This is a genomic window from Nonomuraea sp. LPB2021202275-12-8 (assembly GCF_037044575.1).
Classification (GTDB): Bacteria; Actinomycetota; Actinomycetes; order Streptosporangiales; family Streptosporangiaceae; genus Nonomuraea.
The window spans coordinates 290,955-312,994 of the sequence record NZ_JBAHWD010000006.1 but is presented as its reverse complement, the minus strand read 5'-3'; the positions used below and the strand labels follow the sequence as shown (position 1 = coordinate 312,994).

The window sequence follows — 22,040 nt, the reverse complement described above, 5'->3', positions numbered from 1 at the left end:
GGAAGCTCTATGAAATTTCGGCTATCTGGCCGTATATCCTCGTCCGCATCTCGTTGCTGTACGGTGACGCCGGTGCGCCGGAGGCCTGGTCGGCAATGTCCCAACGCATCGGCTTCCTGGAGGTCTCCGATGGTTCATCGGTCAGCGAGCTCCGTGCCGGAGCCCGGCTTGTGATGAGACGTGTTCGAGCCGCTTCTGCCCTCCTCGGCGGCTATCAACACCCCGCACAGGTCATCGCGACGGGGTTCAGCACAGCCGTGCTGTTCGGCACCCTGCTGCTGGCGCTGCCCGTCGCCACCGCGTCGGGCGAGTCGACGGGCTGGCTGACCGCGCTGTTCACCGCCACCTCGGCCGTCTGCCTGACCGGGCTGATCATCGTCGACACCCCCGAGCACTGGTCGGTGTTCGGGGAGGTGGTGATCGCCGGGCTGGTGCAGATCGGCGGGCTCGGGATCATGACGCTGGCGACGGTGTTCACCGTGCTGGTGTCGGGCCGGCTCGGCCTGCGCGCCCGGCTCTTCGCCCAGGCCGAGACGCGGACGCCGACCATGGCCGACATGCGCAAGGTGGTCCGGAAGGTGGTCGTGTTCAGCCTGGTGTGCGAGGCGATCGCCGCCGTGGCGTTCATGCTGCGTTTCATGATCGGGTACGACGAGACGTTCGGGCGTGCCCTGTATTTGGGGATATTTCATGGGATATCCGCCTTCAACAACTCGGGGTTCGCCCTGTGGCAGGACAACGTGATGAGCTTCGTCACCGACCCCTGGATCTGCCTGACCATCGCCGCCGCCGTCATCGTGGGCGGGCTCGGCTTCCCCGTGGTCTTCGAGCTGCTGCGCTCCTGGAGGCATCCCGGCAAGTGGAGCGTGCTGACCAGGATCACCGTCGTGGCGACCATCCTCCTGCTCGTCGTCGGCACGCTGGTCTACCTGGCCACCGAATGGCGCAACCCGAAGACGCTGGGCGGCCTCGACGACTCCGGCAAGCTGCTGGCGTCCTTCTTCCTGTCGTCCATGGCCCGCACCGCCGGGTTCAACAGCATCGACGTCGGAGAGCTCTACCCGTCGAGCTGGCTGCTCACCGACCTGCTCATGTTCATCGGAGGCGGCAGCGCGGGCACGGCCGGCGGCATCAAGGTGACGACTCTCGGGCTGATCGTCTTCGTCATGTGGGCGGAGATGCGCGGCGAGTCCAAGGTCAACATCGCCCACCGCCAGGTGCCCGACAGCGCGCAGCGCCAGGCCGTCGTGGTGACCGCGATGAGCGCCGGCCTCGTCGCGGCCTGCACCTACCTGCTGCTCGTGCTCACCCCGCACAATCTCGACCAGGTGCTCTTCGAGGTCATCGCGGCGTTCAGCACGGCGGGCATGTCCACCGGCATCACGGCCGACATGACGCCCGCCGGGCACCTGCTGCTCGTCGTGCTCATGTTCGTGGGCAGGATCGGCCCGCTCACGATCGGCTCCGCGCTGGCGCTGAAGGAACGCACCCGGCACTACGAACTACCTGAGGAGCGGATGATCGTTGGTTGAGAAACGCAATGACCCCGTCGTGGTGATCGGCCTCGGCCGGTTCGGCAGCTCGCTGGCCCTCGAGCTCACTCGCCGCGGCACCGAGGTGCTGGCCATCGACAGCCGCCCCAAGATCGTGCAGGGGCTCGCGGGACACATCACGCACCTCGCCACCGCCGACGCCACCGACATCGACGCGCTGCAGCAGCTCGGCGTGCCCGACTTCTACCGGGCCGTGGTGGCGATCGGCGACCTGGAGGCCAGCATCCTGACCGCGTCCCTGCTGGTGGAGCTGGAGATCGACGACATCTGGGCCAAGGCGGTCAGCCAGCAGCACCGCCGCATTCTGAGCCGGGTCGGCGTCCACCATGTCGTGCTGCCCGAGCACGACATGGGCGAGCGCGTCGCCCACCTGGTCAGCGGGCGGCTGCTGGACTACATGGAGGTGGACGAGGACTTCGCGCTGATCAAGACCCGGCCGCCGAAGGAGTACGTCGGCACCCCGCTGGGTGAATCCGGCCTGCGGGGCAAGTACGGCGTCACGGTGGTGGCGGTCAAGAAGGACGGCGAGGCGTTCACGTACGCCACCGCCGAGACCGAGCTGTCCTACGGCGACATCATCATCGTCTCCGGCCGCACCGACCAGGTCGAACGCTTCGCCGACCTCAGCTGAGAGCGCCCGCGGCCCGGTCGAGGAAGTCGCGGGCCTTCGTGATGCCCGAAACCCCGCCATCTGCCGGCCGTCCGGCGTTCGCGCCGCCGTAACGCCGGCGATCTAGCGTCGATCCCTCGGCAGCGCATCCCCGCGACGGGAGGATCCCCATGGCCGGCCGCCATCCCACATCGGTGCCCTACCGGGCGGGCACGGACGGTTACCACACCTTCCGCATCCCGGCGGCCGTGGTCACCCGGGCGGGCACGGTGCTGGCCTTCGCCGAGGGGCGGCACGGCTCGGCCGGCGACTCCGGCCACATCGACCTGATGCTGAGGCGCTCGGCGGACGGCGGTGACACCTGGAGCGAGCTGACGGTGGTGGCCGAGGAGCCACGGCGGGGCACCGTGGGGAATCCGGCGCCGATCGTGACCGCGGACGGCGGGATCGTCCTGGTGTCGGTGCGGCAGGGGCCCGCGGCGACCGAGCAGAAGATCAGGCGTGGCCAGGTGGCGCCCGCCGACAGCCGAAGGGTGTTCGTCCAGGCCAGTGAGGACGACGGCGTGACCTGGTCGGCGCCGCGCGAGATCACGTCGAGCGTGAAGAGGCCGGAGTGGCGCTGGTACGCCACCACCCCGGGGCACGCCCTGCAGCTGCGATCAGGACCGCACGCGGGCCGGATCGTCGTCCCCGCCAACCACTCCCTGCCGCCGACCGGCGATGACGACGGCACCGAGGGCGCGTACAACGGCGGCCACGCGCTGCTCAGCGACGACGGTGGCGAGACCTGGCGCATCGGCTACGTCGACGACACCCCCGACGGGTACGTCAACGTCAACGAGACCACGGCCGCCGAGCTGCCCGGCGGCCGCCTCTACCTCAACACCCGTACCGACTCCACCGCTCCCGGCACCCGGGCCGACGCCTACTCCTCCGACGGGGGAGAGACCCTCGAGCTGCCCTTCCGCCCCCAGGCCGGGCTGGTCTGCCCCGTGGTGGAGGGCAGTTTGCTGCACTGGGAGCCGTCCGGCGCCCTGCTGTTCTCGGCCCCCGCCGCGCCGGACGCCCGCGCCGTGATGACGGTGCGGGCGAGCGACGACGACGGGGTCACCTGGCGGCCGGTGCACACGGTCTCCGGCCTGCCCGCCGCCTACTCGGACCTGGCAGCGGTGGACGCCGGGACGGTCGGGCTGCTCTACGAGACGGGCGACTTCGGGCCGTACGCCTCGATCGCCTTCCGCCGCATCGCGGCGGCCGAGCTCGGCTGAGTCAGCCCTCGGGCGCGGCGGGCACCGCGCGCTCGGCGTCGGTCCAGCCGGACTCGATGGCCATCGAGCTTCACCAGCATGCCCTCACGGTCTTCGTGTGCCAGTACTTGCCTTCTTCGGGCACCGATGTCCTCATCCGCCTTCACGGCGGCCGCTCTCCCGCGGCGGTGCTGCCCCGTGTGACGTCGCGTCCCTCCAGCAGGCCCCTGGCCTGCTCGGTCAGGAGTCGTCGTGATCGGGGTCGTACTTGGTCGGCTCGGCGGGCAGGGTGTAGCGGTGCTCGATGAGCTCCGTCACCTTGCGCAGGCTGTCGTCGGGCTCGTCCCGCTCAACCGCCGCCACCTCGTCCGCCAGCTCGTCGTCACCCAGCTTCTCGCGGATCCACTCGGAGTAGTCGCCCCTTTTCAGGTGGTAGGTCCAGGTGTCAGCGTCCACTCCCTCGGCGAGTTCGACGAACGTGTGCAGGTTACGGGCACGCAGGCGCAGGCGCTCCTCCGGGCCGGTGAAGTAGAAGCTCTTGTCCTTCGACATGGTGCCGGCGGCGTACTTGCGGCGGTGTCTGGTGCGCTGCGCGCGGGCGGGGGCGGGCCGCACCCGGCGGGCGGCGTCCAGGGAGGTCCGCCAGAGCACGATGCCCTCGCCGTCGCCCTCGATGTCCGGAGCCGCGTGGCCCAGCGCGTCGGCGAAGGCCGAAAGCGTGGAGTCCGGTTCGGGGCCCACCGCTATCACGCTGTCCACCAGGTTGAGCGCGGCGGGGCTCAGCGCCTCGGGATGCACTGTGATCATCAACATCGAGCCGGCGTCACCCACGTCCTTGATCGGCACCTCCTGCAGCTCGGCCGGCATCAGGTGGTGGGCCTCGTCAACCACGACCCAGTGCGGATGCCCCAGCCTGGCGCGCAGGGCGATCAGGCGGGGCATCAGCTCGGCGAAGAACGTGGGCCGGTCCCGCAGGGGCAGCCCGATCATGTTCACCACCGCGCTCCGCTCCGGCGACTCCAGCAGCCGGAGCACCTCCTCCGCGCTGGGCGGCCGGTCCGGCTCGCCGAGCACGGCGACGTCGGGGAACTCCGCGTAGTCGCCCTCCGGATCGATCACCACGCACTGGTAGTCGTCCTCGACGAGCCGCTCGATCAGGGCCGTGGTCACCGTGGACTTGCCGCTGCCCGACGGTCCGGCCACCACGAGGCCCGTCCCGTACGGCGAGATCCGCACCTCCTCGTCACCCTCGTGGCCGAGCAGCACGTCGTGGCGCGACACGTCGATCCGGTCGAGCTCGCCCGACAGCAGCATCGAGGCGAGCTGGACCACACCCGCGCCGTCCTCCCGGCCCAGCGGCAGGTCGCACTGCCGCAGCAGCGCCGGCACGGCGTTCGCGACCGCGGCCCCGCACTCGGCGGCGGTGAGGAAGGCATGGTCGTTCTCCGCGTCGCCGACCGCCACCACGTTGTGGCGCGACATCTGCAGCCGTTCGAGCGCGGCGCTCAGCCCGCTGGCCTTGTTCACGCCGGGCGGCAGCACCATCACGGCGCCCTTGTTGCGGATCACCTGCAGCTCCAGCCCGAGCTCCCGGATCGCCTCGTGCACCTGCGCGTCGTACGGCTCACGGGTGGCCACGACGACGGCGCCGACGCCCAGCGGAGTGACCTCCTGCTCGCGAAGCCGCTCGACGAGCTCGGCAGAGGGCGGGGCGGCGAGCGGCTCCCTGGTCCGCTGCCCGGGGTCGTAGAGCAGCCCGCCGTTCTCGGCCACCACCAGATCGAACAGGTCGGCGTGCGGGAAGACCGTCAGCAGGTCGTCGAGCTCGCGCCCGGTGACGAGCAGCAGCTTCCTGCCCGAGCGGGAGACGCGTTCGAGCGTCTTGACCGTGTGCTCGTGGACCTTGCCGTGGAGGGCCAGCGTGTCGTCGTAGTCGCAGGCGAGCACGTGATATCTCATGGTCGGCACGTACCCGCCGAGATCGGCGGAAACTTCGAGGTGGGGTAAATCTCCGGCCCGGCGCCGGCCGTCCGGCGCCGGGCCTGCGACGGATCAGCTCACGGGCAGCGGATAGCTCACCGGGCTGCGGTGCCCCGCGCTGTCGACGGCGCGGACCCCGAACTGGAAGTTGTCCTTGGACTTGCCCTCGACGGTATAGGCGGTCACGTTCCCGACGAAGCGGGAGTGGGTCCACAGGGGCTCGGTGGTGTCACGCCACACCACCTCGTACCCCGCGATGTCGGGCTCTGCGCCGGCGTCCCAGCGCAGATCGGTGTCGTTGGTGAGCCGCGTGGTGCGGATCCCCGTCCCCCGCGGCGCCTCGGGGGCGCGGGCGAGCGCGGCCAGCGAGGCGACGTTCACCCGGGTGACGCGGGCCGTGTAGGCGTGCTCGACGAACTCCGTCAGGTCGCCGTACTGGACCCCGTCCTCCACCCGCACGTCCTGGTGCTGGTGCCTGTAGTCCTCGTGCACCTCCGTGAACCTGATCGCCGGGTAGCCGCGCTGCAGGAACGGGATGTGGTCGCCGCCGCGCAGGTAGCGGTCGCGCCGGTAGATCAGCATCGCGTCCATCGGCCGGGCGTAGGCCTCCGCCGCGTCGCGCACGAACCTGGCCAGCTGCCTGGACACCCCGTCGTTCTCTCCGCCGACGGACTGGCGGGTCGCCGCCTGGGCCGGGGTCTCGGAGGTGGGGACGCCTTCGGAGAAGACGCGCACGGCGTCGGGGGCCCGGCCGTTCTCCCCGTCGGCGCTGCCCACGATGTCGTTGGTGAGCATGCCCTGGATGTTCACGTTGCCCTGCTTGGCCTGCTCGGCGTAGTGGGTGGCGCCGTACAGGCCCTGCTCCTCGCCCGCGACGGCCATGAACACGACGGTGGCGTCGAACGTGCGCGTGGCCATGACGCGGGCGGCCTCCAGCGAGACCGCCACGCCGGAGGCGTCGTCGTTGGCGCCGGGGGCGTCGCAGGTGACGTTCATGACGTCGGAGCAGCGCGAGTCGTAGTGCCCGCTGACGACGTAGGTGCGGCCGGCGGACGCGGGCTGGGTGCCCCGCAGCGTGGCGACCACGTTCGTGATGACGGTCGGCTCGGGGATGCGGGGGGAGACCGGCTGGACGAAGGACTGCTTCGCCACGGTCATGCGCCCGCCGGAGCGGGCTGCGATCGCGCTGAACTCGTCGTAGAGCCAGTCCCTGGCGGCGCCGATGCCCCGCTGCGGGTCGTCCTGGCTGGACAGGGTGTGCCTGGTGCCGAACGAGGCGAGCTTGCCGATGATCCGCTCGATGTTGCGCGCGCTCACATCGTCCACCATGCGGGCGATCTCGGCGTCGCGCGGGGCCTTGCCCGCGGCGTCGGCCCGGGGCGTTTCGGTGGCGCCTGAGGGGGTGAGCAGGCCGGTCAGCAGGATGGTGGCGGCGATGGGGAGGGTGGCGCGCGGGTTCAGTAATCGGCTGGCCATTACATATCTCCTGACATAGAGGGATATGTGGATTGACAGGGGCCCTCACCGTACGGCCGGGCCGCGGGCGTGAAAAGCCGATTGTCCTTTTTGTGGTGGGGTATCCGGTTGTCATGAGTGATGAGCGCGAGCCCCGCCCCGGGGACGAAGTGACCTGGAAGAGCCACGGGTCCACGGCCGAGGGCAGGGTCGAGAAGAAGATCACCAGCAGGACGAAGGCCGCAGGCCGCACCGTCAACGCCTCGAAGGAGGACCCGCAGTATCAGGTCCGCAGCGACAAGAGTGGCAAGAGCGCCGTGCACAAGCCGTCCGCGCTGAAGAAGAAGGGGCGCCGCGGCAAGTAGCCGGCCGCCAGGCCCCCGCCTCCCGGCGAGGGCCTCGAGTGTGTTCGTGGGGCGCCGATCAGGCGGACAGGGTTTTGCGGCTCAGGAGACCTCGCGCATGTCCTGGACGCCGCGGGTCGGGCTCATGCCCCGCTCCTCACGTCGTCGTGCGGGCGACTCCGCCGTCGACCCCGACGGCTGTCGGGGGAGGTTCACCGCCGCACGCCCAACCAGAGCGCGACGAGCACGTACGGCGCGGAGAGCAGGGCGAAGGCGACGCCGTGCCCCGTCATCGACGAGGCGGCGCCGTAAGCGGCGAAGACGAGCAGCGTGATCACGTTCGTGCCGAGCCCGGCCACCGAGGTCACCGTGGCGCGGCTCGGGCCGGTGATGCTGTCCTGGAGCCGGGCGTCGGCTAGCACCTCGGACATCTGGAGCAGCCCGAAAGCCACCGCGATCGGGACGATGCCCGCCGGATGCCCGCTGAGCGCGCCGCCCGCCAGGGCCGCCGCCGCCACCGCCAGCGTCACGGCCAGGCCCCGCTCCGTCAGCCGGCGCGCGGCGGCGCCTGCGAGCAGCCCACCCGCGGTGGCCCCGATCCACACGATCAGCACCAGCACCGGAATCCCGGCGTCGGCGACCCCGGCCTCCGTGCCGAGGAAGGGGATGTACTCCTCCAGAGCTCCCCAGATCGCCGTCACCATGGTGACCAGGATCAGGGCCCGCAGCACCAGTCGATCACGGTGCGCCTCGGCCAGCCCGGCCTTCATGACCGCCCAGTAACCGGAATCCTCGCCCTGGCCGGTGCCATCAGCGCCAGGGGAGGCGTCCGCGCCGCGGTGCGTGGCCGTGGGCTCGTGCAGGTCGCGGGTGCGGTGCTCGCGGAAGGTCAGGCCCGTGGCCGCGCAGAGGAGGCAGGCCAGGACACTGGCGGCGCCCACGGCGGGATAGCCGCCGACGGCGAAGACCGGGATGGCCACGCCGATGGCCGCCGCGTCCGCGAGCAGGCCGACCGACGAGGCCCGGCCCATCACCTTGGCGTACCGCCCGGCACTGCCGTGACGCTGGAGCTCCTCGTACACGAGGGCTTCCATGGCGCCCGAGCTGAGGGCGCCGGACGCGCCCCACAGGACGAACCCTGCGGCGAAGGCCCAGTAAGACGGGAAGATCATCCACAAGGCGAGGCCGGTCGCGGTGAGCAGCGGGCCCAGGCACAGCAGCAGCCGCCTGGAGACGGCGTCCGCCCACGCGCCGGAGGGCACCTCCAGCACCATCCCCGTGATGGACCAGATGACGAACAGCGAGGTGATCTCGGCGACGGACAGCCCGGTGTCGGTGAACAGCAGCGCGTACACCGGGTAGAGCAGAATGAACTCATCGAGAAACGAGTAGACGTAAAGCGTGCCGACCAGCCGGTCCGCGGGCGCGATCGAGGCACGGTTGAGCGAGAACATGCATGAGGCCTTCCGAAGGGACGATCAGGGACTCCGAGCGCCTGTCGTCCCGGCGGCCCGCGTGCCCTTCGTCGGCCTCTGGTTATGCATCAATGTCGCCAGGTCATGCGGAAATCCTAGCCGCGCCACCGCCGGCGCGCGTGGGATTTATCCGCCGGTCACGGCGCGGCGGGCAGACGCAGCTCGGCGAAGACGCCGCGGTGGTCGGTGCGCGGCACGTCCAGCACCTCGACCGTGTGCACGCCGGCCCGCCGGTCGGCGAGGATGTGGTCGATCGTGATGAACGGCGGCAGGCCCCGGCCGTTGGGCCAGGTCGGCGTCAGGCCCTCGCCCACCTGGTGCGCGGCGTCGATGTAGCCGCGGTCCAGCAGGTCGCGCATGGCCCTGTGGTCGAGGCTGGCGTTGAAGTCGCCGGCCAGGACCCGGATCGCGCCGGGGGAGGGCGGCGGCAAGGCGGCCAGCGAGGCGTTCCACTCGTCGACCATCCTGCCCAGCGGCGGGTTGGGGTGGATGGCGACCACCTCCACCTTGGCGCCGGACGGCAGCGACAGCGCGGCCGCCGGCATGTTGTGCCCGATGGGCGTGAACAGGCTCGGCAGCGCCGTCAGCGGGTGCCTGCCGTACAGTCCGCTGCCGGAGGCGCCCCGCTCGGCCTGAAGCAGCCGGTGCGGCATCAGCTCGGCCAGCCCCGCCGCGTCAAGCGCGGCGACCTCCCTGGGCGTGAGCTCCAGCGCGCTGAACACGTCCGGCTGGAGCCGCCGCACCAGCCCGACCACGGTCTGCGGGTCCGCGCGCCCGAACAGGTTGATCGTCAGCACCTTGAAGGGAGTCCCGCCCGCGGGCTGCTCGCCCGCGGCGAACGCCCTGGGCGCCACTGTGGCCGCCATCAGGAGAGAGGCCGCCAGGGCGACGAGCGCGGCGGGGCGGTTGCGCCGGACGAACGCGACCGCGAGCACCAGCGCCAGCACCGCCCCGTACGGGGTGATGGTCATCAACTGGGTCAGGAACGATCCAGTCTCGGCCCCCGCGACCCGGACGACCGCCCAGACCGCCAGGAACGTGACGACCAGCCAGGACAGCCAGCGCCTGCGGCGTCGCGGTGCGGATTTCCCGCTGCCCTCCGCCTGCTTCGCCTCGACCGTGATGCTCACTCGCGCCGCCGTTCAGTTCGGTCCCGACCTGCCATGATCGAGCCTAAGCGGCAGCCGGGGCGGATGGCGCGCCAGGGACGGGCTTCCGATTCCTGCAGAAAGTTCTTTGTTGCGCTATTTTCGCAATAGCGTCGCGAAGGAGCATCATGGAAAGACTGGACGCGGCCGTCGAGCTGGCCCGCGACGCCTTCGAGGTCGCCGAGCTGTTCGTGCACCCCGGCACCCGGGGCGGCGGCCTCGGACGCCGGCTGCTCGGCGGTGCGGTGGCCGGTTGGCCGCGGGCCTGGCTGATCACCTCTCCGCAAGCCCCCGCCGCCCGGCTCTACCAGGCCCTGGGCTGGCGGCAGGTGGCGTCGCTGCCCGCCGACTACTGCCCGGAGCCGGAGCTGGCGGTGTTCGCCACGCGGGTAGGAGTGCCTGTGTGAGAGTGGTGGCACTGTCGGACACACATGCTCCCCGCTACTGGAAGTCCTGCCCGCCGCGGGTGGCCGAGCTGCTGCGCGGCGCGGACGCCATCCTGCACGCCGGTGACGTGTGCGTGGCGCCGGTGCTCGCCGAGCTGGCCGCGTACGCGCCGGTCCATGTGGTCAAGGGCAACAACGACGGTCCCGACGTGGTGGCGCCCGAGACCCTGGAGCTGAGCCTCGACGGCCTGCGAGTGGCGATGATCCACGACAGCGGCCAGGCCAAGGGCAGGCTCGCCCGGATGCGCCACCGCTTTCCGGAGGCGGATCTGGTGGTCTTCGGGCATTCGCACATCCCTCTGGACGAGTCGGGCGACGGCCTGCGCATCTTCAACCCTGGCTCGCCGACCGACCGCCGCCGCCAGCCGCACGGCACCGTGGGCGTGCTGTCCGTCGAGCGCGGGGTGCTCGTTCAGGCCGAGATCGTGCCCGTGACCTGAGGGTTTGCGGTCGGCTGTCGCGCGGTATGTCGATTACGTACGGTAATCGAGCAGATACGGCATGGCAATGGATCACGTACGGCGGATCGCCCAGGCCATGCTCTACGAGCGACATCTGCCCTGGCCGCAGGACCGTCACCCGTGGGCGTCCGGCGGCCTCCACCCCGAGCTCTACGGCCGGGCACACGACGGGCATCCCTGGCGGATGCAGACCCAGTGCCTGATCGAGGCGGGCCCCGCCGACACCGTGGACGTGCACGTACGCTTCCTGCATGTCGTCACCCGCGAGGTGGCCCGCGCGCGCGGCAGCGAGCTGGAGCCGGTGACGGAGCTGACCGTCGACGGCACCCGCCACCTCGCCGGACAGGAGGCGAAGGAGCGCGAGGAGGCCGTGTCGGGGCTGGAGCTCGCCCGCCTGGCGAGCGCGCCGAGCGTGATGGAGATCGTCGTCCCGGCGGATCAGGAGGCCGTGTGGCTGATCGACTCCAAGGGCCGGGCCGGGGCCGTGCTGCGCTGCTGGGAGGCATTGCACGGCAGGGCCGAGGTGCGGGCCGAGCCCCTGCGTGACAGGCTCTTCCGGCTCACCGTCCGGGTGGCCAACACCACCCGGTGCCTGGGCGAGGTGTGGAAGCACACGTTCGTCTCCGCGCACAGCGTGGTCCGCACCCGCGGCGGGCGGTTCGTCTCGCTCCTGAACCCGCCCGAGGACCTGCGCCCGCTCGCGGACGGCTGCCGCAACATCGGCACCTGGCCGGTGCTGGTCGGGCCGGAGGGCGAGCGGCACACCATGCTGTCGGCGCCGATCGTCCTGCGCGACCACCCGAAGATCTCGCCGCGGCTGCACGAAGCGAGGTAGTGCGGGAACTACCTCACACACTCGCCCCATCGCCATGGGAAACGACGCGGCGGGCGGCGAGCCTTGCAGCATGATTCTCCGGACACTCACCGTGATGGCCATGGCGGGCAGCCTCCTCGGCCCGCCCGCTCAGGCGCACTCCCTCTCCTGGCAGCCGTGCCGGGGCGCGTCCGACCGGTCGTGCGCGATGAACGGGACGGACATCGGCAGGCGGTGGCGCAAGCTGATCGCCAGGGCCGACCGCGCGCCCGTCCCCGTCAAGGGCGAGCGGGTCTCCTACAGCGGGTTCGACATGCAGGTCGCGATCATGCCCAACCTGGTCCACCCCGGCCCCGCGCCGGGGCATCCGCGCTGGGAGCAGATCGCCAAGGCCGCCAAGCAGGCGGAGGGCGGGGACGCCGCCGGGTTCGCCGAGTACGTCAAGGCGTCGGGCAGCCTCAAGCCGCCGTCCTACACCGGCATGAACGCCACCCACTGCGTGGACGGCCTGCGGTTCGCGGACTACCGCGAGTACCGCGAGGTGCTGGCGATCGGCGAGAAGGTCTCGCCGACCTGGCGATGCGGGTGCCCGGCTCGTCGGCGATCCGTTACGACGGGCCGGGCCACGGGCTCTACCTGACCGGCAAGGCCTGCGTGATCGCGCACGCCGACAGGTATCTGACCGACCTGCGCCTGCCCTCGCCGGCACGGTCTGCGTCTGATCAGGCAGGAGCCCGCTCCGCGGCGATCATCAACACCACGCCAAGAGCGGCCAGCGCCAGGTTCGCGAAGAGCTCGTAGCCGGTCAGGAAGGCCACCCGCGGAATGATCACACGGTTGAAGAAGTTCAGGAAGATGCCGAGGAAGGGCTGGACGGCGATGTGGTCGATCGCCCCGCTGGCGCCCTGAAGTGCCAGGACGAGTCCCAGGACCTGGATGGCTTTGCGCATGGCCGGAACCCTAGGCCGCCGGGCGCCGGCCCCGAATCGGCCATCGGGATCGCGTCGCGCGACGAAAGTATCAGGATTCGAGCTCTTCGCGCCGGTGCGACATGTGCGGGTAGTGCAGGTCGAAGGCGGGCCGCTCGGACCGGATGGACGGCATGAAGGTGAAGTTGTGCCGCGGTGGCGGGCACGAGGTCGCCCATTCGAGCGAGTTGCCGAACCCCCACGGGTCGTCCACCGTCACCCACGCCGGCTTCCTGGCCGTCTTGTAGACGTTCCAGAGGAACACCAGCGTCGAGGCGCCGAGCAGGAAGGCGCCGACCGAGGAGATCTGGTTGAGGGTGGTGAAGCCGTCGACCGGGCTGTAGTCGGCGTAGCGGCGGGGGAAGCCCAGCATGCCCAGCCAGTGCTGGACCAGGAACGTGGTGTGGAAGCCGACGAACAGCATCCAGAAGTGCACCTTGCCCAGCCGGTCGTCGAGCATCCGGCCGGTCATCTTCGGCCACCAGAAGTAGAACCCGGCGAACATGGCGAACACCACGGTGCCGAACACCACATAGTGGAAGTGCGCCACCACGAAGTAGGAGTCGGTGACGTGGAAGTCCAGCGGCGGCGAACCGAGGATCACCCCGGTCAGCCCGCCCAGCAGGAACGTGACGAGGAACCCGACCGAGAACAGCATGGGCGACTCGAAGCTGAGGTGGCCGCGCCACATGGTGCCGATCCAGTTGAAGAACTTCACACCCGTCGGCACCGCGATGAGGAACGTCATGAACGAGAAGAACGGCAGCAGCACCTGCCCGGTGGGGAACATGTGGTGCGCCCACACGGTCATCGACAGCCCGGCGATCGCGATCGTGGCGCCCACCAGGCCGACATAACCGAAGATCGGTTTGCGGCTGAAGACCGGGAACACCTCGGTGACGATGCCGAAGAACGGCAGCGCGATGATGTAGACCTCGGGATGGCCGAAGAACCAGAAGAGGTGCTGCCACAGCATCGCCCCGCCGGAGTCCGGATCGTAGATGTGGGTGCCGAACTTGCGGTCCGACTCAAGCGCCAGCAGCGCCGCCGCCAGCACCGGGAAGGCCATCAGCACGAGCATGGTGGTGAGCAGCACGTTCCAGGTGAAGATCGGCATCCTGAACATGGTCATGCCGGGGGCGCGCATGCACACGATCGTGGTGAAGAAGTTGACCGAGCCGAGGATGGTGCCGAGCCCGCTGAGCACCAACCCCATGATCCAGAGATCGCCGCCCATGGTGGGGCTGTAGGTGGCGTCGGACAGCGGCGTGTAGGCGAACCAGCCGAAGTCGGCGGCGCCGCCGTCGGTGGCGAACCCTGACAGGACGATCAGCCCGCCGAACAGGAACAGCCAGTAGCTGACCATGTTGAGCCGGGGGAAGGCCACGTCCGGCGCGCCGATCTGGAGCGGCATGATCACGTTGGCGAACCCGGCGAACAGCGGGGTGGCGAACAGCAGCAGCATGACCGCGCCGTGCATGGTGAACAACTGGTTGTACACGTCATTCCCGACCAGTTGCAGTCCGGGCTCCAGCAGCTCCGCCCGGATGACCATGGCCATGATCCCGGCCGCGAGGAAGAACATGAACGAGGTGATCAGATACAGGTAGCCGATGACCTTGTGGTCCGTGGACGTCAGCCAGTTGACGATCACCGCGCCCCTCCGGCCGGTGCGGGCCGACGCCAGCGGCGAGGTCAGCTGCTCGCTGTCTGACGGCTTGTGAATCGTCACCTGGTTCCCCCTCGTAAGCAGGCCGTACGCGCATGATTACCCACGGTCACGCCACGGTACGCCCAAGAAACGCCCGGCTTACGATGACTGAATCTGGGCACATGAGGTTCTCATCGATCCATTGGAGGACCCGTGAGTACTGCGCAGAGTGCGGGGCAGAACGCGACAGCCGCGGCTCGGCGGGCGGCCGACAGCCCGATGCTCGACCGGCTCGCCCGGGTCGGACTGGCCTGCCGTGGCGTGCTTTACGCCCTCATCGGCGTGCTGGCGATCCAGATCGCCATGGGAAGCGGGGATCACCAGGCGGACAAGGGCGGCGCGATCAGCACCGTGGCGGAGCTGCCGTTCGGCGCCGTGCTGCTCTGGGTGATGGTCGTCGGCTTCGCCGCGCTGGCTTTGTGGCAGGCGTCCGAGGCGCTGCTCGGCCACCAGAAACCCCTGGACCGCGCCGAGTCCGTCGGCAGGACCCTCGTGTACGGGCTGATCTTCTTCACGCTGCTGAGCGTGCTGCTGGTCGGCCGGGCCGCTTCCGAGGACAAGAAGTCCCAGGACGTGACCGGCAAGCTGCTCGACCTGCCCGCAGGGCAGTGGCTCGTGGGCGCCATCGGCCTGGGCATCATCGCGCTGGGCGTCCACTGGGCGCGTCAGGGCGTCACCAAGAAGTTCCGCGAGGAGCTCAACCTCGGGCAGATGTCCGCGCGATCCCGCTCGGTGATGGACAAGCTCGGCGTGGCCGGCTACCTCGCGCGCGGCGCCATCGCCGGCCTCGCCGGAATCTTCGTCGTCCAGGCGGCGATCACCCACGACGAGGACAAGGCCGGAGGCATCGACGCGACGCTCCGCGGGTTCGCCGACACGCCGGTGGGGCCGTGGCTGCTGGTGGTGGTGGCTCTGGGGCTCATGCTGTTCGCCGGATACTGCTTCGGTGAATCCCGCTGGCGTCGCACCTGAGCGGGATGCATGCTTCGCCGGTTCGAGGACAGGAGGTTGGGGTGTGGACGGTAGGACGGGACATGGTCGTGGTGGCCGCCTCTTCCGGAGGCGTCGAGCCGCTGCGCGTCCTGCTGGGCGAACTTCCCGCTGATCTACCGGCGGCGCTGTTCGTGGTCCTGCACGTGACCCCCGACGACAGCGGCGCCCTGCCCGGTCTCCTCGACCGGTCGGGGCCGCTGAAGGTCGTCCCGGCCGAGGACCGGCAGCCCGTCGAGCACGGCCACGTCTACGTCGCCCGCCCGGACCATCACCTGCTCGTGCACGACGGCATGACGCGGCTGTCGCGCGGCCCGCTGCACAACGGTCACCGGCCCGCCGCCGACCCGCTCTTCATGAGCGCGGCGCTCGACGCGGGCCGGCGGGTGGCGGCCGTGGTGCTGAGCGGCGCGCTCGACGACGGCGCCAAGGGCAGCCAGGCGGTGGACCACCACGGCGGCGCGGTCGCGGTGCAGGATCCGCAGGAGGCCGGCTTCCCGGGGATGCCGCAGGCCGCGGTCGCCGCCGTGGCCAATGCCATCGTGCTGCCCGTCCGCGAGCTCGCCGGCTGGATCGTACGGCAGAGCCGCACGCCGGTGATCGCGGAGGAGCAGGTGGACGACGCCGGCGTGGCGGTGGAGCTGGCCCGGTTCCTGGGCGACGAGCCCACATCCGAGGTCCCCGCCGGCGAGTTCGCCGGCCACAGCTGCCCGGAGTGCGGCGGGCCGATGTACGAGCAGAAGAGCGGGACGGCCTCTCGCTTCGTGTGCCGCCTGGGGCACGCCTGGACGGGCGACCGCATGATCGACGCCCAGGCCGACGCGGTCGAGCGCGCGCTCTGGGTGACCATACAGCGGCTGGAGGACCGGCTGCGGCTGCTCGACCGGATGCGGCACTCGGCCGGAGACCGCGGCCGGGAGATCCCGGCGCGCCGCTTCGGCGAGGAGGCCGAGCGCACCCGCGAGGCGCTGGGAACCATCCGCGTGCTGCAGTCCCGGATCGGCCGCGACCCCATCCTGAGGTCCTGACCCTCACGTGACGCCTCAACGGGCGTCGCTGGGCTCCCGCATGGCGATGACGGCGGCCAGGCTGAGCAGCCCGACCGCGGCCATGTGGGCCGAAACGGACAGGGATGTGCCCGTCGCCCCCTGCAGCGCGGCCGCGATCAGCGGCGCGAACCCGCCGCCGAGCAGCGCCCCGACCGCGTAGGAGAACGACACCCCGCTGTAGCGGTAGCGGGCCTCGAAGAGCTCGGCGAACGGCGCGATCGCCACCCGCCGCAGTTGCCCGGGGTCGGGCCGCAGATCCTCGCGCATCGCCACTCCCAACAGCCGGCGTCCCGGTCAGCGTAGATCGGCCGGCGCGCGCGAGCTAGAAGGCGACCCCGCATCGCAGGAGCACGTTGGCGTACGGCGTGGCCTCGCCGGTCCGCACGACGAGCCGGGCGCCCGCCGACAGGCGCTTGAGCTCCTCGTGCGGGACGAGAGCCAGCTCGGGCAGGCGCGCGCCGAGCAGCTCCGCGCACCGCGGGTTGCCCGCGCGCCCGCCAGGCCGGCGTTGAGTATTCCGGACCGTTTCACACGCTTCCCCCGAAGCTCCGTCAGGACGTCTGGAACTCCGAGACGTTCTCCTTGGTCGCCACCTTCACCGGCACGGCCAGCGTCTTCTCGAGCGTCTCGCCCGCGGCCGCCTTCACGGCGGCGGCCACGGCCTGCTGGCCGAGCAGCCTGGGCTGCTGGGCGACGGAGGCGGCCATGGTGCCGTCGCTCACCGCGGCCAGGCCGTCCGGGGTGCCGTCGAAGCCGACGACCTTGACCTGCCGGCCGGCCCGGTCGCCGAGCGCCTTGATCGCGCCCAGCGCCATCTCGTCGTTCTCGGCGAAGACGCCGGTGACGTCCGGGTGGGACTGCAGCAGGTTCGTCATCACGTCCAGGCCCTTGGTCCGGTCGAAGTCGGCCGGCTGCCTGGCGACCACCTGGATGTTCGGGAAGGCCTTGACGCCCTGCTCGAAGCCCTGGCCGCGGTCACGGGACGCCGAGGTGCCCGGTGTGCCCTGCAGCACGATGACCTGGCCCTTCTCGCCCATCTGCTTGGCCAGCTCCTCGGCCGCCAGCTTGCCGCCGGCCACGTTGTCGGAGGCGACGGTCTGGGCCACCTCCGCGCCGTTGACGCCGCGGTCGGCGGCGATCACCGGGATGTTGGAACGTTCCGCCGCCTTGACCGCCGGCGCCGCCGCGTCGGAGTCGACCGGGTTGATGATGATCGCCTTCATGGCCTGGCTGGTGAAGTTCTGCACCTGGTTCACCTGCTGCGAGGCGTCGTTCTGGGCGTCGGTGACGGTGAGCGAGGCACCGAGCTTCTTGGCCTGCTCCTGGGCGCCGTCGCGGAGCTGGACGAAGAACGGGTTGTTCAGCGTCGACACCGACATCCCGATCTTGACGCCCGCCTGGCCGCCGCCGGACGAGCCGCTGTCCCCGGCCGTGCCGCAGCCTGCCAGGCCGAGCGTGAGAGCCGCCCCGGCTATGACGATCGCGGGAATCCGCATGATGATCCATCCCCCTCTAGTTGGTTCCCCTGCGGCGCAGGGTGTCGACCAGGACCGCGAGCGCGATCACCACGCCGATCACGACCTGCTGCCAGAAGGCCGACACGGAGAGCAGGTTGAGCCCGTTGCGCAGCACGGCCAGGATGAGCGCGCCGACGAACGTGCCGAGTGCCCTGCCCTTGCCGCCCGACAGGCTCGCGCCGCCGATCACCACGGCGGCGATCGCGTCGAGCTCGTAGCCCGCGGCGGCCTGCGGCTGGGCGGAGGCCAGGCGGCTGGCCAGCACGATTCCGGCGACCGCGGCGAAGCCTCCCGACAGGCCGTAGGTGATGAGCTTCTGCCGGTCGACCTTGATGCCGGACAGACGGGCGGCCTCCTCGTTGCCGCCGATCGCGTACATCGCCCGGCCCGCGTAAGTACGGTTGAGTATCACCGCCGCGATCACCCCCATGACCACCATCACGATCACCGGGACCGGCAGGTAGCGGCCGATGGTGTCACCCAGGCGGGAGACGGCGTCCGGCATCGGGATCGGGCTGCCCTGCGAGATGACGAGCGCCAGGCCGCGGGCGATGCCGAGCATGGCCAGCGTGGCGATGAACGGCGGCAGCTTCCCGTAGGCGATGAGCGACGCGTTGACCAGACCGGCCGCCACGCCCACCGCCAGCGCCACCACGACCGCCACCGGCCAGGCCACACCGGCCTCCGTGGCCGTCCACGCCAGGGTGATCGCCGACAGCGCCGCGACCGAGCCGACCGACAGGTCGATGCCGCCGGTGACGATGACGAAGGTCGAGCCGAAGGCGAGGATCGCGGTGACGGCCGCCTGCACGCCCACGTTGAGCAGGTTGGTCAGGCTGAGGAAGTCGGACGACAGCAGCGACAGGGCCACGACCAGCACGACGAGCGCGGCCACCGCGCCGTTCTCGGCCAGCCAGGCCGCCGCCGGAGACCGGCGGGGAAGCACGTTACTGCGCACGGGATCCCTCCACATCCGTGACCGCCAGCGCCATCACGCCGTCCTGCGTGGCCTCGGCCGCCGGCAGCTCGCCGACGAGCCGTCCCCGGGCCATGACCAGAATCCGGTCGCTCATCCCGAGGATCTCCGGCAGGTCGCTGGAGATCATGAGCACGGCGTGCCCCGAGTCGGTGAGCGCGTTGATGAGCTGGTAGATCTCGACCTTCGCGCCGACGTCGACGCCGCGCGTCGGCTCGTCGAGGATGAGCACGCCCGCGTCGGCGACCAGCCACTTGCCGATGACCACCTTCTGCTGGTTGCCGCCGGACAGCGTGCGGACCTCCTGGTCCAGCCCCGTCATCCGGATGGCGAGCTGGTCGGCCACCTTCGCCGCCGCCCTGCGCTGCCCCTTGCGGTCGACGAAGCCCGCGCGGGTGGCGTCGCGCATGGTGACCAGCCCGAGGTTCTCGCCGATGTCGGCGCTCAGCACCAGACCCTGCCCCTTGCGGTCCTCCGGCACCAGCCCGAGCCCCGCCTCCATGGCGGCGTGCACGTCGGCCGGCGGCAGCCGCCGGCCACGCACCGCGACCTCGCCCGCGTCGTAGCGGTCGGCCCCGAAGATCGCTCTGGCCACCTCGGTGCGGCCCGCCCCCACGAGCCCGGCGACGCCCACCACCTCGCCCGCGCGTACCTCGAAGGAGATGTCGTCGAAGGCGCCCCTGCGGCTGAGGTCGGAGACCTTGAGCAGCGGCTCGCCCAGCTCGGCCGGGCGGCGCGGGAACTGCTGGTCGATCGGCCGGCCCACCATGAGCCGCACCAGCTCGTCCTGCGAGGTGTCGGCCGGCACCTCGGCCACCGAGCGGCCGTCGCGCAGCACCGTCACCCGGTCGCCGATCGCGGCGATCTCCTCCAGGTGGTGGGTGATGAACGCGATCGCCACGCCCTGGTCACGCAGCTGCCGGACGATCTCGAAGAGCATGTCCACCTCGCTCGTGGTGAGCACCGCCGTCGGCTCGTCCATGATCAGCACGCGGGCGTTCAGCGCGAGCGCCTTGGCGATCTCCACCATCTGCATGCGGGCGATGCCCAGCCGGGCGATCGGCATGCGCGGATCGACGTCCACCCCCACCCGGGCCAGCAGCTCGCCCGCCTGGCGCACCATGGCGCTCTTGTCGATGAAGCCGAACCTGCGCGGCGGTCTGCCCAGCGACAGGTTCTCCGCCACCGACAGCTCGGGCACCAGGTTGAACTCCTGATAGATCGTGGAGATCCCGAGCCGCTGGGCGTCACCGGCCGTGCGGATGTCCACCTGGCGCCCGTCCATCAGCACCCGGCCCTCGTCCGGGTGGTAGGCGCCGGACAGCATCTTGATCAGAGTGCTCTTGCCCGCGCCGTTCTCGCCCAGCAGCACGTGCACCTCGCCGGAGCGCAGGCTCAGGTCCACCCCGTCCAGAGCCTGCACGCCGGGAAACCCCTTACGCAGGCCCTCGGCCTGGAGTATCGCCTCGCTCACCCTCATGAGCCTCTCCGCTCGCACGGCCCCCGAATCACCAAATGCGCAGGTAGGACCACTGCCCGCACATACTCGGGCCGCACCTTGGGAAACGCGGGACGCCCGGCTCGCCTCTCTGCGGGAGAAGCGAGCCGGGCGCCGGAGGGAGCGGGGACTACACGCGCGAGATGCGCACCGCGTCGGCGATGACGTATCCGGTGCCCGCGGTCCATCTGCTCACGCCGACCACGTTCTGGGTGCCGGCGTTGAGCGCGAACGTGCCGATGGCGTGCCAGGCGCCGCCGCCCGAGCGCTGGTCCACGTACACCGTCTGGTTGCCGCCGGAGGCGGCCACGATGTACGGCGCCGAGCTGTTGTAGCCGGGATCGCTCGGATACCAGACCTCGATCCGGTAGTTGCCGGCGCTGGGGATGGCCGCCTGGTACCAGGCGGCGTCGCTCGCCGAGACCGGGTCGGCGAAGCGGTAGTCGGCGCCGTGGCGCTGGCTGGAGTAGGTGGAGGTGCCCCAGTTGGTGCTGGCGCTGAACTGGGAGCTCGCGTTGTCGACCGTCGTGGTCCAGGAAGGAGTGCCGCCGCCACCGGTCACGTAGTTCATGTACGTGGTCCAGTTCCAGTTCGGGCCCGGGTCGGTGTGGGTGGCGCCGGGGACCTGGTTGTGGCCGATGATGCCGGTGCGGGTCTTGGGGATGCCGTACTTGTCGCACAGATAGCGGGTCAGGGCGGCGGAGGAGCGGTACATCGCGTCGGTGAACCAGGAGGCGTCGTTGACAAAGCCCTCGTGCTCGATGCCGATGGACCGGTTGTTGTAGGAGGAGTTCCCGGCGTGCCAGGCGACGTCCTTGTCACGCACCATCTGGGTGATGGCGCCGTTGGACGACTTGACCACGTAGTGGGCCGAGACGTTGGCGCTGGGGTTCTGGAACCAGGAGATGGTGCCCGCGTACGAGCCCTGGGTGACGTGGATGACGACCCGGTCGATGTTGTAGCTCGTCTCCCGGTTCGAGACCCGGTAGTTGCCGGAGTTGGCGGCGACCCAGGCGGCGGGCGGGTAGTCGGGGCTGGCCACGGCGGCCTGCGCGTTGAGGTCGCGGGCCTTGGCGAGGTCGCCCCGGTCCGCGGTGATCTCCTGTGGCTTGACCGTCAGCCCCTGTGCTTGGAGCCCCAGGCCGAGGCTCTCGTAGACCGCGTCGGCGTACAGGCGGGCCAGCTCGGGCGAGGAGGCGTTGCCGTACTCGGCGACGGCCTGATACCAGCGGCCGATGTCCTTCCTGGCGGCCTCGTCGAGGCCGAGCGCGTCGGCGTGGGCGCGGAGCACGGCCGCGCCGCCCAGGACGTTGGCCGCGTCGTCGGCCCGCAGCTTGTCGACCGGCAGCTTGGTGAGCTCGGCGGCCTTCTCGAGCGACTTGTTGGTGGGGTTGCTGACGAGGTGCATCATCCCGTAACCGCCGCTGGCGCTGGGCTCGCCGCCGTGGCCGTCGAGGTGGGTCTCGGCGTAGCCGACCGCGACGAGCAGGTCGCGGGGGACGTCGTGGGTGGCGGCGGCTTTGTCGAACGCCTCCGACAACGGGGTTTCCGCGACGGCCAGGGCGGGCTGGCCTGCGAAGACGATGAGGGAGGCGATGACCGTGGCGACGAGGGCTGCTAATCGCGTTCGAGGGGATGTCATGGGAGCTCCTCATTGGGGGGCAACGGTCGCACAGTAAGGGACTCCATGACAGATGTCGATAATTGACATTACTTGGGTATTAAAGGAAACTTTTCGCCCGCGCGATGGGGATGACGGGATAGGTTGGGCCCCCGCGAAGGCTGTGAAAACTATTGC

23 protein-coding genes are annotated in these 22,040 nt (G+C 70.6%); 11 read left to right on the top strand and 12 right to left on the bottom strand.

The features are described from left to right. The first annotated feature begins 173 nt into the window (after positions 1-173). The 3 genes from V5E28_RS14655 to V5E28_RS14645 all read left to right on the top strand — a co-directional run bounded on the left by V5E28_RS14655 (position 174) and on the right by V5E28_RS14645 (position 3,431). The gene (locus V5E28_RS14655; protein ID WP_336207404.1) at positions 174-1,532 is read left to right on the top strand and encodes a TrkH family potassium uptake protein; all 1,359 of its coding nucleotides are present in this window, start codon (positions 174-176) and stop codon (positions 1,530-1,532) included. After that, the gene (locus tag V5E28_RS14650; protein WP_336207403.1) at positions 1,525-2,184 is read left to right on the top strand and encodes a potassium channel family protein; all 660 of its coding nucleotides are present in this window, start codon (positions 1,525-1,527) and stop codon (positions 2,182-2,184) included. The genes V5E28_RS14655 and V5E28_RS14650 overlap by 8 nt, the downstream gene beginning before the upstream one ends. A 149-nt stretch (positions 2,185-2,333) precedes the next feature. Then, positions 2,334-3,431, top strand: coding sequence for a sialidase family protein (locus V5E28_RS14645; protein WP_336207402.1), 1,098 nt, complete (start codon positions 2,334-2,336; stop codon positions 3,429-3,431). Positions 3,432-3,650: 219 nt separating this feature from the next. Here the strand turns inward: V5E28_RS14645 and V5E28_RS14640 are convergent, their stop codons facing one another. Together V5E28_RS14640 and V5E28_RS14635 are read right to left on the bottom strand one after the other, a co-directional pair. Next, a complete protein-coding gene (locus V5E28_RS14640) occupies positions 3,651-5,369 on the bottom strand; it encodes an HAD-IIB family hydrolase (protein WP_336207401.1) in 1,719 nt (572 codons plus the stop codon). Positions 5,370-5,462: 93 nt separating this feature from the next. Next, positions 5,463-6,866: a M28 family metallopeptidase gene (locus V5E28_RS14635; protein ID WP_336207400.1), complete on the bottom strand. Its 1,404-nt coding sequence runs from the start codon at positions 6,864-6,866 to the stop codon at positions 5,463-5,465. A gap of 113 nt (positions 6,867-6,979) precedes the next feature. Between V5E28_RS14635 and V5E28_RS14630 the strand changes: the two genes are divergently transcribed. Next, positions 6,980-7,210 (top strand): DUF2945 domain-containing protein, encoded by a 231-nt coding sequence (locus tag V5E28_RS14630; protein ID WP_336207399.1) that lies wholly within the window; start codon positions 6,980-6,982, stop codon positions 7,208-7,210. A gap of 191 nt (positions 7,211-7,401) precedes the next feature. On the opposite strand, the gene V5E28_RS14625 is transcribed toward V5E28_RS14630, so the two are convergent. Next, positions 7,402-8,643 (bottom strand): MFS transporter, encoded by a 1,242-nt coding sequence (locus V5E28_RS14625; protein WP_336207398.1) that lies wholly within the window; start codon positions 8,641-8,643, stop codon positions 7,402-7,404. Positions 8,644-8,801: 158 nt separating this feature from the next. Continuing rightward, a complete protein-coding gene (locus V5E28_RS14620; protein WP_336207397.1) occupies positions 8,802-9,794 on the bottom strand; it encodes an endonuclease/exonuclease/phosphatase family protein in 993 nt (330 codons plus the stop codon). Between the two features lie 146 nt (positions 9,795-9,940). Here V5E28_RS14620 and V5E28_RS14615 point away from each other — a divergent pair, with 146 nt between their 5' ends. From V5E28_RS14615 to V5E28_RS49540, 5 genes are all read left to right on the top strand, one after another. After that, positions 9,941-10,219, top strand: coding sequence for a GNAT family N-acetyltransferase (locus tag V5E28_RS14615; RefSeq protein WP_336207396.1), 279 nt, complete (start codon positions 9,941-9,943; stop codon positions 10,217-10,219). Next, complete coding sequence (locus V5E28_RS14610) at positions 10,216-10,698, top strand: metallophosphoesterase family protein (RefSeq protein ID WP_336207395.1); 483 nt, start codon at positions 10,216-10,218, stop codon at positions 10,696-10,698. Before V5E28_RS14615 ends, V5E28_RS14610 begins: the two co-directional genes overlap by 4 nt. 61 nt (positions 10,699-10,759) lie before the next feature. Continuing rightward, a complete protein-coding gene (locus tag V5E28_RS14605) occupies positions 10,760-11,554 on the top strand; it encodes a hypothetical protein (RefSeq protein ID WP_336207394.1) in 795 nt (264 codons plus the stop codon). A gap of 70 nt (positions 11,555-11,624) precedes the next feature. Continuing rightward, complete coding sequence (locus tag V5E28_RS14600; protein ID WP_336207393.1) at positions 11,625-12,173, top strand: hypothetical protein; 549 nt, start codon at positions 11,625-11,627, stop codon at positions 12,171-12,173. After that, positions 12,113-12,334 carry an alpha/beta hydrolase gene (locus tag V5E28_RS49540; RefSeq protein ID WP_442945814.1) on the top strand — a complete coding sequence of 74 codons (222 nt, stop codon included), beginning with the start codon at positions 12,113-12,115 and terminating at the stop codon, positions 12,332-12,334. The genes V5E28_RS14600 and V5E28_RS49540 overlap by 61 nt, the downstream gene beginning before the upstream one ends. Here V5E28_RS49540 and V5E28_RS14595 read toward each other — a convergent pair. Then, complete coding sequence (locus tag V5E28_RS14595; RefSeq protein WP_336207392.1) at positions 12,256-12,483, bottom strand: hypothetical protein; 228 nt, start codon at positions 12,481-12,483, stop codon at positions 12,256-12,258. The genes V5E28_RS49540 and V5E28_RS14595 overlap by 79 nt on opposite strands. Positions 12,484-12,553: 70 nt before the next feature. Continuing rightward, complete coding sequence (ctaD, locus tag V5E28_RS14590; protein ID WP_336207543.1) at positions 12,554-14,200, bottom strand: aa3-type cytochrome oxidase subunit I; 1,647 nt, start codon at positions 14,198-14,200, stop codon at positions 12,554-12,556. 165 nt (positions 14,201-14,365) lie between these two features. Between ctaD and V5E28_RS14585 the strand changes: the two genes are divergently transcribed. Next, entirely contained in the window at positions 14,366-15,184 is an 819-nt protein-coding gene (locus V5E28_RS14585; protein ID WP_336207391.1) for a DUF1206 domain-containing protein, read from the top strand. Between the two features lie 41 nt (positions 15,185-15,225). Further along, entirely contained in the window at positions 15,226-16,230 is a 1,005-nt protein-coding gene (locus tag V5E28_RS14580) for a chemotaxis protein CheB (RefSeq protein WP_336207390.1), read from the top strand. A 15-nt stretch (positions 16,231-16,245) separates the two neighbouring features. Here V5E28_RS14580 and V5E28_RS14575 read toward each other — a convergent pair whose 3' ends face one another. The 6 genes from V5E28_RS14575 to V5E28_RS14550 form a co-directional block, all read right to left on the bottom strand. Further along, positions 16,246-16,518, bottom strand: coding sequence for a hypothetical protein (locus V5E28_RS14575; protein WP_336207389.1), 273 nt, complete (start codon positions 16,516-16,518; stop codon positions 16,246-16,248). A gap of 55 nt (positions 16,519-16,573) precedes the next feature. After that, positions 16,574-16,693 (bottom strand): RbsD/FucU domain-containing protein, encoded by a 120-nt coding sequence (locus V5E28_RS14570; RefSeq protein ID WP_442945819.1) that lies wholly within the window; start codon positions 16,691-16,693, stop codon positions 16,574-16,576. A 109-nt stretch (positions 16,694-16,802) separates the two neighbouring features. Next, on the bottom strand, positions 16,803-17,747 hold the full coding sequence (locus V5E28_RS14565; RefSeq protein WP_336207388.1) for a D-ribose ABC transporter substrate-binding protein: 945 nt from the start codon (positions 17,745-17,747) through the stop codon (positions 16,803-16,805). Between the two features lie 16 nt (positions 17,748-17,763). Next, complete coding sequence (locus V5E28_RS14560) at positions 17,764-18,726, bottom strand: ABC transporter permease (RefSeq protein ID WP_336207387.1); 963 nt, start codon at positions 18,724-18,726, stop codon at positions 17,764-17,766. Next, positions 18,716-20,224 (bottom strand): sugar ABC transporter ATP-binding protein, encoded by a 1,509-nt coding sequence (locus V5E28_RS14555; protein WP_336207386.1) that lies wholly within the window; start codon positions 20,222-20,224, stop codon positions 18,716-18,718. Before V5E28_RS14555 ends, V5E28_RS14560 begins: the two co-directional genes overlap by 11 nt. A gap of 148 nt (positions 20,225-20,372) precedes the next feature. Next, a complete protein-coding gene (locus tag V5E28_RS14550) occupies positions 20,373-21,884 on the bottom strand; it encodes a golvesin C-terminal-like domain-containing protein (RefSeq protein ID WP_336207385.1) in 1,512 nt (503 codons plus the stop codon). Positions 21,885-22,040: the final 156 nt, after the last annotated feature.